This is a genomic window from Streptomyces sp. NPDC085946 (assembly GCF_044540485.1).
In the GTDB taxonomy this organism is placed as follows: Bacteria; Actinomycetota; Actinomycetes; order Streptomycetales; family Streptomycetaceae; genus Streptomyces.
The window spans coordinates 34,696-51,409 of sequence record NZ_JBITSF010000029.1 but is presented as its reverse complement, the minus strand read 5'-3'; the positions used below and the strand labels follow the sequence as shown (position 1 = coordinate 51,409).

14 protein-coding genes are annotated in these 16,714 nt (G+C 70.4%); all 14 read left to right on the top strand.

What is annotated here, in order from left to right:
* The first annotated feature begins 69 nt into the window (after window positions 1–69).
* The 14 genes from ACIF8T_RS35325 (at window position 70) to ACIF8T_RS35260 (ending at window position 16,705) form a co-directional block, all read left to right on the top strand.
* Window positions 70–951, top strand: coding sequence for a LysR substrate-binding domain-containing protein (locus ACIF8T_RS35325; RefSeq protein ID WP_400040912.1), 882 nt, complete (start codon window positions 70–72; stop codon window positions 949–951).
* A 53-nt stretch (window positions 952–1,004) separates the two neighbouring features.
* Window positions 1,005–2,114 (top strand): helix-turn-helix domain-containing protein, encoded by a 1,110-nt coding sequence (locus tag ACIF8T_RS35320; RefSeq protein WP_400040910.1) that lies wholly within the window; start codon window positions 1,005–1,007, stop codon window positions 2,112–2,114.
* A gap of 112 nt (window positions 2,115–2,226) precedes the next feature.
* The gene (locus ACIF8T_RS35315) at window positions 2,227–4,017 is read left to right on the top strand and encodes an FAD-dependent oxidoreductase (RefSeq protein WP_400040908.1); all 1,791 of its coding nucleotides are present in this window, start codon (window positions 2,227–2,229) and stop codon (window positions 4,015–4,017) included.
* A 3-nt stretch (window positions 4,018–4,020) separates the two neighbouring features.
* Window positions 4,021–5,076 (top strand): maleylacetate reductase, encoded by a 1,056-nt coding sequence (locus ACIF8T_RS35310; RefSeq protein WP_400040906.1) that lies wholly within the window; start codon window positions 4,021–4,023, stop codon window positions 5,074–5,076.
* Window positions 5,073–5,972 carry an intradiol ring-cleavage dioxygenase gene (locus ACIF8T_RS35305; protein ID WP_400040904.1) on the top strand — a complete coding sequence of 300 codons (900 nt, stop codon included), beginning with the start codon at window positions 5,073–5,075 and terminating at the stop codon, window positions 5,970–5,972. Before ACIF8T_RS35310 ends, ACIF8T_RS35305 begins: the two co-directional genes overlap by 4 nt.
* Window positions 5,973–6,065: 93 nt before the next feature.
* Window positions 6,066–6,854: an IclR family transcriptional regulator C-terminal domain-containing protein gene (locus ACIF8T_RS35300; protein ID WP_400040901.1), complete on the top strand. Its 789-nt coding sequence runs from the start codon at window positions 6,066–6,068 to the stop codon at window positions 6,852–6,854.
* Between the two features lie 113 nt (window positions 6,855–6,967).
* Window positions 6,968–8,350 carry an MmgE/PrpD family protein gene (locus ACIF8T_RS35295; protein ID WP_400040899.1) on the top strand — a complete coding sequence of 461 codons (1,383 nt, stop codon included), beginning with the start codon at window positions 6,968–6,970 and terminating at the stop codon, window positions 8,348–8,350.
* Window positions 8,351–8,358: 8 nt separating this feature from the next.
* Window positions 8,359–9,558: an FAD-dependent oxidoreductase gene (locus ACIF8T_RS35290; RefSeq protein WP_400040897.1), complete on the top strand. Its 1,200-nt coding sequence runs from the start codon at window positions 8,359–8,361 to the stop codon at window positions 9,556–9,558.
* A 5-nt stretch (window positions 9,559–9,563) separates the two neighbouring features.
* A complete protein-coding gene (locus ACIF8T_RS35285; RefSeq protein ID WP_400040895.1) occupies window positions 9,564–9,881 on the top strand; it encodes an SDR family NAD(P)-dependent oxidoreductase in 318 nt (105 codons plus the stop codon).
* Window positions 9,878–10,330 carry an SDR family NAD(P)-dependent oxidoreductase gene (locus ACIF8T_RS35280; protein ID WP_400040893.1) on the top strand — a complete coding sequence of 151 codons (453 nt, stop codon included), beginning with the start codon at window positions 9,878–9,880 and terminating at the stop codon, window positions 10,328–10,330. Before ACIF8T_RS35285 ends, ACIF8T_RS35280 begins: the two co-directional genes overlap by 4 nt.
* Window positions 10,327–12,732 carry a hydantoinase B/oxoprolinase family protein gene (locus tag ACIF8T_RS35275; RefSeq protein ID WP_400040892.1) on the top strand — a complete coding sequence of 802 codons (2,406 nt, stop codon included), beginning with the start codon at window positions 10,327–10,329 and terminating at the stop codon, window positions 12,730–12,732. Before ACIF8T_RS35280 ends, ACIF8T_RS35275 begins: the two co-directional genes overlap by 4 nt.
* Window positions 12,729–14,843 carry a hydantoinase/oxoprolinase family protein gene (locus ACIF8T_RS35270; RefSeq protein WP_400040890.1) on the top strand — a complete coding sequence of 705 codons (2,115 nt, stop codon included), beginning with the start codon at window positions 12,729–12,731 and terminating at the stop codon, window positions 14,841–14,843. The genes ACIF8T_RS35275 and ACIF8T_RS35270 overlap by 4 nt, the downstream gene beginning before the upstream one ends.
* A gap of 93 nt (window positions 14,844–14,936) precedes the next feature.
* Entirely contained in the window at window positions 14,937–15,464 is a 528-nt protein-coding gene (locus ACIF8T_RS35265; protein WP_400040888.1) for a MaoC family dehydratase, read from the top strand.
* Window positions 15,461–16,705 carry a CaiB/BaiF CoA transferase family protein gene (locus tag ACIF8T_RS35260; RefSeq protein ID WP_400040886.1) on the top strand — a complete coding sequence of 415 codons (1,245 nt, stop codon included), beginning with the start codon at window positions 15,461–15,463 and terminating at the stop codon, window positions 16,703–16,705. The genes ACIF8T_RS35265 and ACIF8T_RS35260 overlap by 4 nt, the downstream gene beginning before the upstream one ends.
* The last annotated feature ends 9 nt before the right edge of the window (window positions 16,706–16,714 follow it).

Sequence of the window (16,714 nt, the reverse complement as noted above, 5' to 3'; positions counted from 1 at the left end):
CTGGGACGGTAGGCTCCGCCAGCGATACGGTGAAGTATCAATATCATGCTGGATTAATACGAGGAAGCTATGGATCTCCGCCAGCTGCGCTACTTCGTCGCCGTGGCCGAGGAGCGCCACTTCGGCCGGGCGGCAGACCGGCTGCACATGGCGCAGCCGGCGCTGTCCCAGGCGATCCGCAGGCTGGAGGCGGACCTGGGCGTGGAACTCCTGTACCGCACCACCCGGCGGGTCGAGCTCACCGACGCGGGCCGCGCCTACCTGACCAGGGCCCGCGCGATCCTGGCGGACGTGGACGAGGCGGCGCACGAGGCCCGCCGGGTGGCCTCCGGGTCGGTGGGCCATCTGTCGATCGGCTGTGTCGGCTCGGCGACGTACAGCCTGCTGCCCCCGCTCTCCCGTCACCTCGCGGCCGAACTCCCCGGGGTCGACTTCGCCTTCCGCGGCGAGATGCTCGCCCCGGACCAGGTCGAGGCGCTCCGGACGGGCGCGATCGACGTCGCGCTGCTGCGCCCGACCGTGGCCGACTCGTCCCTCACGGTCGCACCCTTGCGGCGTGACCGGCTCGTGGTCGCGGTCCCGGCGGACCACAGGCTGGCCGACCGCCGGCAGGTGCGCGTCGCCGACCTGCGGCAGGCCGACCTCATCGTGCACTCCGCCGACCGCCGCTCGGTGATGTACGACATCGTGCTCGGGCTGTTCCGCGACGCCGGGATCGATGTGCACGTCAGGCACGAGGTGGGCGAGACCTCGACCCTGATCACCCTGGTCGCCGGCGGGCTCGGGGTGGCGATCGTCCCCGAGCCGGTGACCGCGCTGTCCCTCGACGGTGTCGCCTACCGGCCGCTGGTCCGCCCCACCGCCACCGTCGACCTCGCGGTCGCCCACCGGACGGACCGGACCGAGCCCCACCTCACCCGGACCATCGAGGTCATCCGGCGGGTCGTCTGATCGCCTGCGTCGTCCGGGCGCACTCGCGGATCACATCCGCGCCTCTGCGATGGTTGACACTTAAAGGAACCGATCCTACGGTGACCGAACGACCGGACGTTCATCGCACGAGGCCCGGAGACGGGCGGGCCCTGGACGTCCATGAGTGCACAGCCGCCCCACCGACGTTCGCCTCCCTCGACACCCCGGCTCCCGACATGCACGCACCTCACACACCCTCGGCAGCGGTCCGCCCGGTGCCGGTGTTCTCCACGGCGCGCGTTCCTCCCGAACTGCGTCTGTCGGCCTGGGAAGAGCACAACGCGGATGCCCTGATCGCGTTGAAGTGCCGGACACGAAGGGGGGAGGAGTTCCGGGCCCGGGAAGACAACCTCCAACTCGACCGGGTGCATCTGGCCCGTGTCCGGAGCACGGCTCACTCGGTGGAGCGCTCCCTCGATCTCATCGGGCAGCAGCCGACAGGCGCCGTGGCCCTGTTCGTCTCCCTCCACGGGGAAGCGCTGTTCAAGCAGGCGGGGCGACGGCAGATCCTGCGTCCGGGGGACCTTCTGGTCTGTGACGCGGACGGGCACTTCGTCCGTGGGTTCGCCGACGGCCTGGACGAACTGGCACTGCGCGTGGACCGCCGTGTCCTGCCGGAGGAGATCCGCTCCCCCGCGCCCGGGGAGCCGCTCATCATCCGCAGGAGTGAGGCCAGCCCGTACGGCCGCGCGATCGCGCGTCTTGTCGGTCGTGCCGTCGACGGCCACGATCCGACGCCGCCCGACGAGCAGACGATCGTGGACCTCCTGTCCGTGCTCGTGAGCGACGGTGCCGTCCGGCCTCATGTCCTGCACCGGGCCCTCGCCTGCGCCTATGTCGAGGACAGGCTCCGCGATCCCCGGCTGTCGGCCACCGAAGTGGCACAGGCGGTGGGCATCAGCGTCCGCCAACTCACCCGTGTCTTCGCCGATATGGGAAAGACGTTCCCACGGCACGTGCTCGGCCGGCGGCTCGAGCTCGCCCACAATCTGCTGACCGGTCCGGACGCCCCCACACTGTCCACGGCCGGGGTGGCGGCCAAGTGCGGCTTCCGGTCGACCGCGCACTTCTCGCAGACCTTCCAGGAGCACTTCGGCATCGCCGCCGGTGAGCTGCGCCGCGCGGCCGCGAAACGCTGCTGAGCCCACCCACCCGTACGGATTTCGGCCGTCCTCACACCGATCCGGCCAGGTGGGGCGGCGCCGATGCCACGCTGCTCGAAGAACACCGTGAGCAGAAGGTGAGGCATTCAACGTGCCCGAGTTCAACGACGGTCTGGGTGAGACCGCACTTCCGACGTCATCGCAGTTGGAGACCGACGTCCTGATCGTCGGCTCCGGTCCGGCCGGTGCCTCGGCGGCACTGTCCCTGTCCACCTTGGGGATCGACAACATCATGATCACCAAGTACCGCTGGACGGCGAACACGCCCCGCGCGCACATCACCAACCAGCGGGCGATGGAGATCTTCCGCGACCTGGGGATCGAGGACCAGGTGCTGGCGGACGCCACGCCTCACGACCTCGTCGGCGACACCGTCTTCTGCACCTCCATCGCGGGCGAGGAGATCGGCCGCATCCACACCTGGGGCACCCGGCCCGACCGGGAGGCGGACTACCGGCTGGCCTCGCCCTGCCTCACCGTGGACATCCCGCAGACCTACCTCGAGCCGATCCTGGTCAAGAACGCCACGGTGCGCGGGACCCAGACCCGCTTCTCCACCGAGTACGTGTCGCACACGCAGGACAACGCCGGTGTCACGGTCCAGGTGCGTGACCGGCTCACCGGCCAGGAGTACGACATCCGGGCGAAGTACCTCATCGGTGCCGACGGCGCCCGGTCGAAGGTCGCCGCGGACATCGGCCTGCCCTACGAGGGCGCGATGGACATCGCCGGCTCGATGAACATCACGTTCAAGGCCGACATCGAGAGCTACGTCGGACACCGGCCGTCCGTCCTGTACTGGGTGATCCAGCCGGGTGCCAACGTCGGCGGCATCGGCGCCGGTCTGGTCCGGATGGTGCGGCCCTGGAACGAGTGGCTCATCGTGTGGGGCTACGACATCAACGGCGAGCCGCCGGTGGTCGACGAGGCCGAGGCCGTCCGCATCGTGCGGCAGTTGCTGGGCATGCCGGAGCTCGATGTGGAGATCACCGGCACCAGCCTCTGGGGCAACAACGAGATGTACGCCACCCACCTGCAGAAGGGTCGCGTCTTCTGCGCCGGTGACGCCATCCACCGCCACCCGCCGAGCAACGGTCTGGGCTCGAACACCAGCGTCCAAGACTCCTACAACCTGGCGTGGAAGATCGCCGCCGTGCTGCGCGGGCAGGCCGGCCCGTCCCTGCTGGAGTCGTACTCGGCGGAGCGCGCTCCGGTGGCCGAGCGGATCGTCAAGCGGGCCAACAAGTCGGGCCGCGAGTTCGTCGACATCTTCCAGGCCCTCGGCGTCCTCGGTGCGAAGGACGAAGCGGAGATGCGGGCCGCGATCGAGGAGCGCAAGGCCAACACGCCCGAGGGTGCGGCCAAACGGGCCGCACTCGTCACCGCGATGGAGACCAAGAACTACGAGTTCAACGCCCACGGCGTGGAGCTCGGACAGTTCTACGAGTCCGGTGCCGTCGTCTCCGACGGCACGCGGCCCCCGGCCGGCAAGGACGAGGACCTCTACCACGTCATGTCGACGTCACCGGGTGCCCACCTCCCGCACGCGTGGGTCGGTGACAACGTCACCAAGCTCGCCATGATGGACCTGGCGCCGTACACGCGCTGGACCCTGATCACCGGCATCGCGGGTGAGGAGTGGGCGGGAGCGGCCGAGAAGGTCGCGCAGGACCTCGGCATCCCGCTCGAGACGGTGGTGATCGGCCCGGGCCGTGACGTCACCGACCTCTATTACGACTGGACCAAGCTCCGTGAGGTCGAGGAGTCGGGTGCGATCCTGGTCCGCCCCGACAAGCATGTCGCGTGGCGCTCCATGAACCTGGCAGAGGACCCCGAGGCGGCACTCCGTGGCGCCCTCACCAAGATCCTCGGGAAGGACTGAACCATGCGGTTCACCCATGAAACTCTGGGGCAGCGGGTCGTCTTCGCCTCCGGCGAGGCGCCCGCCGCCGTGGCGGCCGAGGTGGCCGCGCTGGGTGCGCAGAGGGTCATGCTCATCGCCGCGCCGGCGGAGGCGGCCCTCGCCGACCGCGTCGGTGCGGACCTCCCGGTCGCGGTGCGCCACGACGAGGTCGTCATGCACGTCCCGGTCGAGGTGGCCGAGCGGGCCCGGCGGGCCGCGGCAGCGGGTTCCGTGGACGCCCTGGTGTGTGTCGGCGGCGGCTCGACGACCGGCCTGGCCAAGGCGGTGGCGATGACCACCGGTCTGCCGATCGTGGCGGTCCCCACCACGTACGCCGGTTCGGAGGCGACGAACGTCTGGGGCCTCACCGAGGGAGAGGTGAAGACCACCGGCGTCGATGCCCGGGTCCTGCCCCGCTCCATCGTGTACGACGCCTCGCTGATGCTGAGCCTGCCGGTGGAGATGTCCATGGCCAGCGGCCTCAACGCGCTGGCGCACTGCGTCGACTCCATGTGGGGACCGCGTGCCGACCCGATCGACCGGGCCCTGGCCGGTGAGGGCATCCGCGGACTGGCCCTCGGACTGCCCGCCGTGGCCTCCGACCCGACCGGTCTGGAGGGACGCGAGCAGACGCTGTACGGCGCCTATCTGGCCGCCGTCGCCTTCGCTTCGGCCGGCTCGGGGATGCACCACAAGATCTGCCACGTGCTCGGCGGGATGTTCGACCTGCCGCACGCCCAGACCCACGCGGTGGTGCTGCCGCACGTACTGGCCTTCAACGCCCCCTCCGCGCCCGAGGCCGAGCGGCGCATCGCCCAGGCCTTCGAAAGCCCGACCGCCGGCGAGGGCCTCGCGGCCCTGCGCAAGGTGCTCGGCGCCCCGCGCGCGCTGCGCGACTACGGCATGCCCGAGGACGGCATCACCCGCGCGGTCGCGCCCGTCCTCGCCGCCGTCCCCAGCGACAACCCCACTCCTCTGACCGAGGAGAACCTCACCGCGCTGCTGCGCGCAGCCTGGGAAGGAAGTGACCCCGCGTGACCGTCTCACCCACCCGCGCCGTCTCGCCGGAGCAGTCCGCCCGCGAAGAAGACCTGGTCGCACGTGTCCTGGCGTCGTTCGACTCCTGCCAGGACCCGCGTCTCAAGGAGCTGATGCAGGCGCTCGTCAAGCACCTCCACGCCTTCCTGCGCGAGGTCCGCCTCACCGAGGAGGAGTGGAACAAGGCCATCGAGTTCCTCACCGCCGCCGGGCACATCACGGACGACAAGCGCCAGGAATTCATCCTGCTCTCCGACACCCTCGGAGCGTCGATGCAGACCATCGCGATCAACAACGAGGCCTACGGCGACGCCACCGAGGCCACCGTCTTCGGCCCCTTCTTCGTCGAAGGGTCTCCGAAGATCGAGCCGGGCGGGGACATGTCCTTCGGCGCCGCCGGCGAGCCGTGCTGGGTCGAGGGGACCGTCTCCGACGTCGACGGCAACCCGATCCCGGGCGCCAAGATCGAGGTCTGGGAGGCGGACGAGGACGGCTTCTACGACGTGCAGTACGGAGACGGCCGGGTCTCGGCCCGGGCGCACCTGTTCACCGAGGCCGACGGGAGCTACCGCTTCTGGGGCGTCACGCCGACGCCGTACCCGATCCCGTACGACGGGCCCGTGGGCAAGATGCTGGAGGCGACCGGTCGCTCGCCGATGCGGGCCTCGCACCTCCACTTCATGGTCGAGGCGCCCAAGTGCAGGACCCTCGTGACCCACATCTTCGTCCGGGGTGACGAGCTGCTCGACTCGGACACGGTCTTCGGCGTCAAGGAGTCGCTGATCAAGGACTTCGAGCGCCAGCCGGCCGGCACGCCGACGCCTGACGGGCGCGTCGTCGACAGCACCTGGACGAGGGTCCGCTTCGACATCGTGCTCGCCCCGGCCGACGTCTGAGGGCGACCGCGTCTGCGGCGCGACTCAGCCGGTAACGGGCCCGTAGCGAACGAGTGGGCGCTACGGGTCCGCCCGGTGGTCTAGTCTTTGGTCATGAGCACCGAGTTGGACGAGCCCCGCCTGGAACAGCTCGAGCGAGCCATCGCCATCCTCCAGGTATTCGACGAGGAGCATCCCCGGCTCACCGTCAGCGAGGTCGCGCAGCTGACCGACACCACGCGGGCCTCCGCGCGCCGCATCCTGCTGACCTTCAAGTCGCTGGGGTTCATGCGGTCCGACGGCCGGCACTTCTCCCTCACCCCACGCGTCCTCGAACTGGGATGGAACTACTTCGCGTCCCTGGGGGTGGACGAGATCGCGAAGCCCCTGATGCGCGACCTCGTGGAGAAGGTCGACGAGTCCTGCTCGATGGCGACGCTCGACCTGCCCGACATCGTCTACATCGCCCGGGCCCACACCAAGCGCGTCATGACCATCGGGGGCGGCATCGGGACCCGCCTGCCGGCCCATGCCACGGCGTCGGGCCTCGTGCTGCTCGGCACGCTCAGCGACGCCGAACTCGACGCGTACCTCGCGGCGCCGCTCGATGCCTACACCCAGCACACCCCGACGGACCCGGAACGACTGCGGACGATCGTCATGACCGCCCGCGTCCGCGGCTGGGCCCTGAACGACCAGGCCCTGGAGATCGGCCTGCGCGGTATCGCGGTACCGGTGCACACGCAGTCGGGCGAGGTCGTGGCCGCGCTCAGCGTCTCCTCGAACTCCGCCCGCACCACATTGAAGGACCTGCGGGAACGGTGCCTGCCAGCCCTCCAGGAGACGGCTCGCGCCATCGCGACCGGCCTCTCCCGGGGAGACGCCCGGGAGAACCTGGCCTGACCGTCTGACCCCGTCCGCCCGCAACGGTCACATCCGCGATGTGACCGTTGACGCACCATGACCAGCGAAGTACGGTCAAAGAACATTTGGGCGTCTAGCGAACGGGACGACTAGTGACCACATACTCGGAGCGCCTCAGCGAATTCGTCGCGCAGCTCAAGGTCGAGCAGATTCCCGCGGCCACCGCCGAACACGCGGAACTCCACGCGCTCGATGTCCTCGGATGCGGCATCGCGGCGCACGCCTTCGGGGAGGCCGCGTACGCGCTGAGGGCCGTGCGGGAGACCGGCGGAAGCGGCCCGGCCACCGCCATCGGCGGCCGGGACCTCGCCCCCGGCGACGCGGCCTTCGTCACCGGCACGCTGTGCCACGCCCTCGACCTCGACGACACCCACCCCAACTCGGTGGTGCACGTCAGCGCCGGCGTCGTGCCGGCCGCCATCACGGCCGCGCGGGCCGCCGACGCGTCCGGCGCGGACCTGCTGGCGGCGATTGTGGCGGGCAACGAGGTGTCGATCCGCGTCGGCAACGCGGCCAGCGGCAAGTTCCACGCCCGCGGCTTCCACCCCACCGGCGTGTGCGGCGTCTTCGGCGCCACCGCGGCGGCGTCCCGGGCCCGGGGGCTCGACGCCGTCCGGACCACCCATGCGCTCGGCATCGCCGGGAGCATGGCGTCGGGGCTGCTGGAGTTCCTCGCCGACGGGTCCGAGACCAAGCGCCTGCACCCCGGGTGGGCGGCACGCGCCGGGCTCACGGCCGCAGCGCTCGCGGCCCACGGAGCGACCGGCCCGTCGACCGTCTTCGAGGGCGCGCGGGGCTTCTTCGCGACCTACATGCACGGCGAGGAGACCGACCTCGAAGGCCAGTTGGCCGACCTCGGGAGCCACTGGGTCACCGACGAGATCGCCTACAAGCCGTACGCGGCCTGTCACTACACCCACGCGCCGGTCGACGCGTTGGCGGAGATCCTGGCCACCACCCCCCTGCGGGCGGCGGACATCAAATCGATCACCGGCTACACCGACGCGACCGGTGTCGGCCTGGTCTGCGAGCCCGCCGCCGACAAGGTCCACCCCCGGACGCCGTACGACGCGAAGTTCAGCCTCCCGTACTGCCTGGCCACACGGCTCGTCACGGGCACGCTCGACGTGGCGTCCTTCACTCCCGAGGCCGTCGCCGACCCCGAGGTGGCGGCGCTGACCCCGCGGATCACCTACGAACTGCGCCAGTACAACCCGACCCCCGACGCCTTCGGCGGCGGTGTGCGCGTCGAGACGGTCGACGGCCGGGTGCTCGAGAACGAACTGCGCTGGCAGCGGGGAGGTGCCGAGAATCCGCTGAGCACCGACGAGATCCTGGCCAAGTTCCGCACCAACGCCGGGTACGGCCTGCCGTCCGGGCACGTGGCCGCTCTGGAGCAGTCGACCCTCGCGCTCCCGTCGGTGCGCGACCTCTCCTACCTGGACGCCCTCGCGGCGGCAACCACGCGAAAGTGAGACATGCCATGCAGCACAACGATGTGCTCGTCGTCGGCGCTGGCCCGGTCGGCGTCCTGAACGCCCTCGGCCTGGCACAGGCCGGGCTGAGCGTCACGCTCCTCGAAGCGGAGCCGGCCATCGTCAACGCGCCGCGCGCGATGGTGTACCACTGGTCGGTCCTCGAAGGGATCGAACGGCTCGGCATCCTCGACGCGGCGAAGCGGGTCGGGTTCACCAAGCAGGACTACTCCTACTTCGTCTACGCGACCGGCGAGCGCATCGACATGAGCGTCGGCGTACTCGAAGGTCTCGCCCCCCATCCGTACAACCTGCACATGGGCCAGCACAAACTCGCCGGCATCGCCCTGGACGAGCTGCGCGGGTTCGACAACGTCACCGTGCGGTTCGACACCAGGGTCACCGGCGTCGCGCAGGACGACGACGGCGTCACGGTCACCGTCGAGACCGCCGACGGCACCGACCAGTACCGTGCCTCCTATCTGATCGGGGCCGACGGCGCCGGCAGCACGGTCCGCAAGTCCCAGGGCCTCCAGTTCGAGGGGATGACGTGGCCGGAGGTGTTCGTCGCGACGAACGTGCGCTACGACTTCGAGAAGCACGGCTACGCGCGCTCCACCCTGCAGATCGACCCGACCTACGGCGCGATCATCTCCAAGATCGACACCACCGGCCTGTGGCGCGTCACCTACGCCGAGCACCTGGACACGCCCGAGGACCAGATGGGCGCCCGCATTCCCCAGTGGTTCGAGAAGCTCATGCCGGGTGACGAGGAGTACGAGCTCGACGCCTACCGCCCATACCGGATGCACCAGCGCTGTGCCTCCACCATGCGTGCGGGCCGGGTTCTCCTCGCGGGCGACGCCGCCCACGCCACCAACCCGATCGGCGGCCTGGGCCTGACCTCCGGGCTCTTCGACACCTTCGTGCTCTACGACGCCCTCACCGCGGTGATCAAGGGCGCCGCCGACGACTCGGTGCTCAACCGCTACTCCGAGGAACGGCGGCGCACCTTCCTCGAAGTCGCCTCGCCGCGGGCCAGCGCCAACAAGAGGCTCCTGTACCACATCAGCGACCCCGAGCAGCTCGAAGCCGAGCTGTCGAAGCTGCGGGCGCTCGCCGCGGACGAGGAAGGGCAGCGCAAGAACTTCCTGTTCACCAAGCAGCTGGAGACTCCTCCGCTGGTCCAGCCGGTCTCGGCCGTGTGATCGCCATGGACGCACTACGTGACAAGGTCGTCGTCATCACCGGCGCCGGACGCGGCCAGGGTCTGGAAGAACTGCGGAAGGTCGTCGCCGAAGGCGGCATCCCCGTCGCGGTCGATTTGGACCTCGGCGAAGAGGCACGCTCGCTGGCGGCCCTCTCCCACCAGGGCGACGTGAGCGACGCGCAGCTCTGGACCGACATCGCCGGCGGCATCGGGCGCGAGCACGGACAGCTCCACGGACTCGTCAACAACGCCGGCATCGGCGCACGCACCCCCCCCTCCTGGACGTCTCCCCCGAGACCTGGCGGCGGGCCCTGGACGTGAACCTGACCGCTCCGCTGCTCGCCATGCAGGCGCTGGTCCCACTGATGGCCTCGGGCGGCTCGATCGTCAACGTCGGCTCCATCGCGGGGACGACGGGAATGCGCACGACGGCCTACACCGCCAGCAAGTGGGGCCTGCGCGGACTCTCCAAAGTGGCCAGCAACGAGCTGGGCGGGCGTGGCATCCGGGTCAACACCGTGCTCCCGGGCTACATCGACACCCCGCTCGTACGGCAGAACCCGGAGAGCTTCCTGCACGCCTCGCTCGCCCAGATCCCGCTGGGGCGGGTCGGACGCACCACCGACGTCGCGCCCCTGGTGGCGTTCCTGCTCAGTGACGACGCCAGCTGGATCACGGGGGCCGAGATCGTCGTCGACGGCGGCCAGACCTCGCACGGGGGGACACGCCTGCTCGTCGGCCCCTTCGACACGGATGGAGACGTCCAGTGACCGGTACGACCCCGCGCTACGCGACGGAGGACGGCGTCCTCCGCAACCCGCAGGTCGACTTCGAGGCGCTCGGTGAAGGCCCGTGGGACGGCATCCACCGGTCGTACATCCCCCGGCCGGAACTCTCGATCGACCCGGGTCTGGCTCTCCACACCGAGGCGGACCTCCAGGTCGATCCGATCACCTACCAGGTGCTCCGGTCGCGGCTGTGGCACCAGAACCTCGAACACGGCGACATCATCCAGCGGGTCACGGGGTCGCCTCCGGTCATCTACTCGAAGGACTTCGCCACCGCCGTGCTGACGGAGGACGGCGAGGTCGTGACGGTGAGCCCCACCATCCAGTTCTTCTCCACGCTCGCCGACCTCGTCGTCAAGTGGACTCTCGAACACCGAGGCACCAACCCGGACATCGGTCCGGGTGACGTCTTCCTCCAGAACAGTCCGTTCGTCGCGGCCGGCCAGCAGCCGGACACCGCGGTGTTCGCCCCCGTCTTCCACGACGGCAAGCTGTTCGCCTGGGTCTACAACGCCCTGCATATGGGTGACCTCGGCGGTGTCGATCCGGGTGGGTGGGCGGTGCACGCCCGCGACAAGTTCGAGGACGGTGCGGCCACCGCACCGGTCAAGATCGTCGACGGGGGCCGGATCCGCGAGGACGTCCTCGCGCTGTGGGTGAACCAGGGTCGTGACCCGGGAACGTTGCGGCTCAACGTCAACAGCGGCATCGCCGGCTGCCGGGCCATGGTCGAGCGCGTCACGGGTCTGGCCGACGAGTACGGGCCGACCGTCGTCAAGAGCGTGATGCGCCGGATGATCGCCGACTGCTCCCGCGTGGTCGGCGAGCGGCTGCTGCGGATTCCCGACGGGACGTGGAGCCAGCGGCTGTACGTGTCGGGCGCCCTCGGTGAGGATCACCGCCTCCATCAGGAGGTGCTCACGATCACCAAGCGGGGCGAGCGGATCGTCTGCTCCAACGCGGGCACCTCCCCGCAGGGCGGCCCCGGGAACTCCACGTACTCCGTCCTGCGCTCCGCCGTGGTGGCGGCGCTCGCGTCGGCGGTCGGCTGGGACCAGCAGGGGTGCATGGCGGGCATCGCCGACCACGTCGTCATGGAGCCGGTCTTCGGCACCCGGAGCTGCGCGAACCCCCCTGCCGCCACCTCTGCCCTGCACAGCGTCTTCGTCACGATGAACCTGGCGGGCCTCACGACCGGCGCCATGCTGATGAGCGGCCCGCCGGATCTCCGGGAGCGCGCCACGGCCTCCAGGGGTCTGTCCGTGGCCATGGCCGACATCGGCTTCGGGCTCGACGAGAACATGTCCCTCGTCGCACCGCCGGTCTCCCTCCACGGCGGTCTGCTGGGCGGCGGCATCGGCGCCTTCCCGCACCGCGACGGGATGGACAACGCCGGCTCGTGGTTCATGCTCGGCACCTCCGCGGGCAACATCGAACCCATCGAGCAGGACGGTGTCGGCCTGGTGCTCTACCGGCGCGAACTGCGCGACGGCGGCGGGCCCGGCCGGTGGCGCGGAGGCAACGGGACCGAGGCGGCCTGGATCCCCCACCACGCCTTCATGAGCAACGCCCAAATGGTCTTCGTCGAGCCGAGCGCCAACCTGGCGGCCGGACTCGCCGGGGGCTACTACGCCCTGGCGGGGAACTTCATGCGCTCCACGGGAGGTGCCGTCGCCCGTGCCATGGCCGACGGCCGGGTACCGGGTGACCGGGAGCAGCTGGAGCAGGCGACGGGCCGGCTCGAACGGCTTCACCCGCAGGCGGTGCTCATGCCGGTGCCCCCGGGTGACGCCGTCGTCGTGGAGCACAACGGCGGTGGGGGCTTCGGCGACCCTCTCGACCGCGAGCCCGAGCGCGTCGCCGCCGACGTCGCCCACGGCCGGGTCAGCGTCGGCGCCGCACGGAAGTACTGGGGCGTGGTCCTGGACACCCAGGACACGGTGGACGCGTCCGCGACCGCGGCACTGCGCCGGGAGATCCGCCGCGAGCGACTCGAATCGGCTGTCGCACCCCAGCAGGGGACACCGCGCCCCGAGGGGAGCCTGGAGGTCGTGCTGCCCGGAGCGGGCGGAAGCGTCGACCTGGCCCGCGTGAGCGACACCTTCGGCTGGGCCTGCTCCGGGTGCGGCCACTGGCTCGCCGACGCCGGGACGCCGTTCCAGAACGGGGCGGCGGTGGCGGAACAGGCACCGCACGAGGTCGACTCCCGGCTGTACCCAGACCCGGCCGAGTTCGGCGATCCCTCGCTCCTGCTCCGCCGGTATCACTGTCCCTCGTGCGCCGCCCTCCTCTCGCAGCAGTTCTGCCGACGCGAGGACGGCCCCGGCAGCACCCTGCACCTCGAACTCGCCACTCTCCAGGTCGAGAGGACGGTAGGCGGATGAACATCGACATCACTGAAGCCGGCACTGACCAGGGCTTCGTCATCGGCGTGGACATCGGCGGCACCTTCACCGACTGCGCGATCGTCCGTCCGGACGGAAGCGCCGTCTCCGGGAAGACGCCCACCACACCGGAGAACCGGGCCCTGGGCTTCTTCGCCTCGATCGCCGACGCGGCCGGCAACCTCGGGCTCTCCCTCGACGAGGTGCTCAGCCGCTGCTCGCTGCTGATCCACGGCACGACCACCGGCACCAACGCCCTCATCGAACGCAGCGGCGCCCGGACCGGCCTGATCACCACCTCGGGACACGGCGACGCCACCCTCATCATGAAGGCCGAGGGACGCCTCGCCGGTGTGGACGGCGGGATGATCTGGGACCTCGCCCACACGGACAAGCCGGAGCCCATTGTTCCGCGCCGCCTGATCCGCGAGGTGCACGAGCGGGTCGACTTCCAGGGCGAGGTGCTCGTCCCGCTGGACGAGCGGCAGCTCCTCGACGCGGCGGACCAGCTCGTGGCCGAGGGCGCGGAGGCGATCGCCGTCAGCTTCCTGTGGTCGGTGCGCAACCCCGTGCACGAGAACCGCGCCGTCGAGCTGATCGGGGAGCGTCATCCCGGCGTCTTCGTGACGGCGGCGAGTTCGGTGTCGTCCTACGTGGGTGAGTACGAGCGCACGATGACCGGCGTCGTCAACGCCTACATCGGCCCGTTGATGAACGAGTACGTGCGCAGGATCCAGGAGGAGGCGAACACCTGCGGTTATCGCGGGCGCATCCTCTACGCCACCTGCGCGGGCGGCGCGATCACCGAGGCCGAGGCACGGACGGCACCCGTGCAAACCGTGCACTCCGGTCCCGTCAGCGGCCTGCTGGGCAGCGCGTTCGTCGCGGCCGTCCGCGACGAGCCGGATCTGATCGTGGCCGACATGGGCGGCACGTCCTTCGACGTCAGCGTCATCCGCGGGCTCGTGCCCGACGCCCGGGACACCTCGATGTTGGAGCGGTTCGAGGTGTCCCTGCCGATGATCTACATCGACACCGTGGGCGCGGGCGGCGGCAGCGTCGCCTTCCTCGACGCGGCGGGCAACCTCCAGGTCGGTCCGCGCTCGGCCGGTGCCGTCCCCGGTCCGGTCTGCTACGGCCTGGGCGGCTCCGAGCCGACGGTCACCGACGCCGACGTGGTCCTCGGCATCATCGACCCCGAGGACTTCCTGCACGGGGAACGCCGGCTGGACAAGGCGGCGGCCGAGGCGGCGATCGGAAAGCTCGGAGAGCCGCTGGGCCTCACACCGGAGCAGACGGCGGCCGGGATCAACCGGATCATCGATTCCAAGATGGCCGACCTGCTGCGCCGGATGAGCATCCTGCGCGGGTTCGACCCGCGGGAGTTCACGGTGTTCGCCTACGGCGGCGGTGGGTCCGTCCATGTCGGGGCCGTGGCCCGCGAGGTCGGTGTCCGCAAGGTGATCATGCCGGTCCTGCACATGGCCTCCGCCTGGTCGGCGTTCGGGGCGACCGTGGCCGACGTCATCCACGTCGCCGAGCGCTGGGACGACCACCCCATGCCCGCCGCCCCGTCCACCCTGGCCGCGACCCTCGCCGAGCTGGAGGACGACGTGCGCCGCAAGCTCGCTGCCGAAGGGTTCGCCCCCGACGAGATCGAGGTGGACCGCTCGCTGCGGATGAAGTACACCGCGCAGCTGCACAACATCGAGGTGCCGCTCACCACGGCGGAGCCGGACGAGCGGACCGTCGCGGAGCTGGGCGAGGAGTTCGCCCGCCGCTACGACGAGCTGCACGGCGAGGGCGCCGGATACCGCGAGGGCGGAGTCACCGTCACCGGGTTCGTCGTCCGCGCCCGCGGCCTGACGGCCCGTCCCGCGCCCGCCGAGGCTCCGCCGGCCGGCGAGGTGAGCGAGCTGTCCAGAAGGGTCTACTGGTCCGAGAAGCAGGACTGGCTGGACACCCCCGTGCTGAAGCTGCGCGGCGGACGGGTCGACGGCCGGTTCGAAGGGCCCATGCTCATCGAGCTTCCGGACACCGTGGTCGTCATCCGTCCGGGCCAGGTCGCCTCTTTCGACGGCTGGGGCAACCTGGTGCTGGAGACCGGCTGAGACGTCCGGGGCCGCGTCCCCTGGGCTCATCGGCGGCATGGCTGCACTGTGAAAGCACAGCCGTGCGCTGTAAGAACAACTCTGGGAGTAGATGTGAGTGTGGAACCCGGCTGGCAGGGCCGCTTCTTCGAGGACTTCGAAGAGGGCTCGATCTACCAGCACCCGTTGGGACGGACGGTCACCGAGGCCGACAACACGTGGTTCACCCTGCTGACCATGAACACGAACCAGCTGCACTTCAACCGTCAGTACGCGGCCCGGTCCGAGTTCGAGCGTCCGCTGGTGGTCTCCACCCTCACCGTGGCCATCGCGGTCGGCCAGAGCGTCACCGACCTGACCCAGAACGCGGTGGCCAACCTGGGGTGGGACGACATCAGGATGACCCACCCGGTCTACGCCGGCGACACGCTGTGGAGCGAGTCGATCCTCGTGAGCAAGCGGGAGAGCAAGAGCCGCCCCACCGCGGGCATCGTGACCGTCAGGACGCGGACACTCAACCAGGACGGCAAGGAAGTGTGCTCGTTCCTGCGCACCTTCCTGGTGCACAGGCGCGGCGCCGAGCAGCTCCAGAACATCTTCCCGGAGGGCGAAGTGCCGCTGACCGCTCCGGAGCAGCCGTGAACCGCCGGCCGCCCCTGGAGGGCGTGCGCATCCTGGCGGTCGAGCAGTACGGCGCCGGTCCGTGGGGCAGCCTGCACCTCGCCGACCTCGGCGCGGAGGTCATCAAGATCGAGGAGCCGCGCTCCGGCGGCGACGTCGGACGGTACGTGCCGCCGTACGCCGAGGGTGAGGATTCGATCTTCTTCGAGGCCTTCAACCGCAACAAGCGCAGCATCTCCCTGGACCTGACCAACCCCCGCGGACGGGAGGTGTTCGAGCGCCTCGTCCGCGAGTCCGACGCCGTCTACTCCAACCTGCGGGGCGACGTACCGGCCAAGATCGGCATCACCTACGACGATCTCAAGCACCTCAACCCGGCCATCGTCTGCTGCTCGCTCTCCGGGTACGGCATGACGGGCCCGCGCAGCAGCCAGCCGGGCTACGACTACCTGCTCCAGGGGCTCGCCGGCTGGATGGACCTCACCGGCGATCCGGGCGGCCCGCCGACCAAGAGCGGTGTCTCGCTGGTGGACTTCACCGGCGGTTACGTGGCCGCGCTCGCGCTGCTGTCCGGCCTCCACGCCGCGCAGCGGGACGGCATCGGCATGGACTGCGACGTGAGCCTCTACGACGTCGCCGTGACCCTGCTCAACTATCCCGCGGCATGGCATCTCAACCGGGGCTTCGAGCCCACCCGGACCCGGCACTCCGCGCACCCGTCGCTGGTGCCGTTCCAGGCCTTCGAGGCGCGTGACGGATGGATCGTCGTGGCGTGCCCGAAGGAGAAGTTCTGGGCCAAGCTGGCCAAGCTGCTCGGTCACGCCGAGTGGTCGGCCGATCCGCGGTTCGACACCTTCGCGCACCGGTTCGAGAACAAGGACGAGCTGATCCCGCTCCTGGAGGCGGAGTTCGTCACCCGCGACGCCGAGGACTGGCTCGCCTCGCTCACCGCCGCGGGCATCCCGTGTTCGCCGATCAACAGCGTCAGCGAGGCACTGCGGGAGCCGCACACGCTCGCGCGGGACCTGATCGTCGAGACCGAGCACCCGCGCTTCGGTACCGTGCGCCAGCTGGCGTCGCCCGTGCGGGTCGGGCCCGAGCGTCCGGTCTACCGCCGCGCGCCCATGCGTCATGAGGACGTCACCTACGTCACCCGCGACCTCGCCGGTTACGACGACGGCGAGATCGAGGCGCTGACCGCCGAGGGCGCCTTCGGCGACGTCCGCCCCGCCTCGGACCCCACCACGACAACCACCAGCTAGGACAGGACC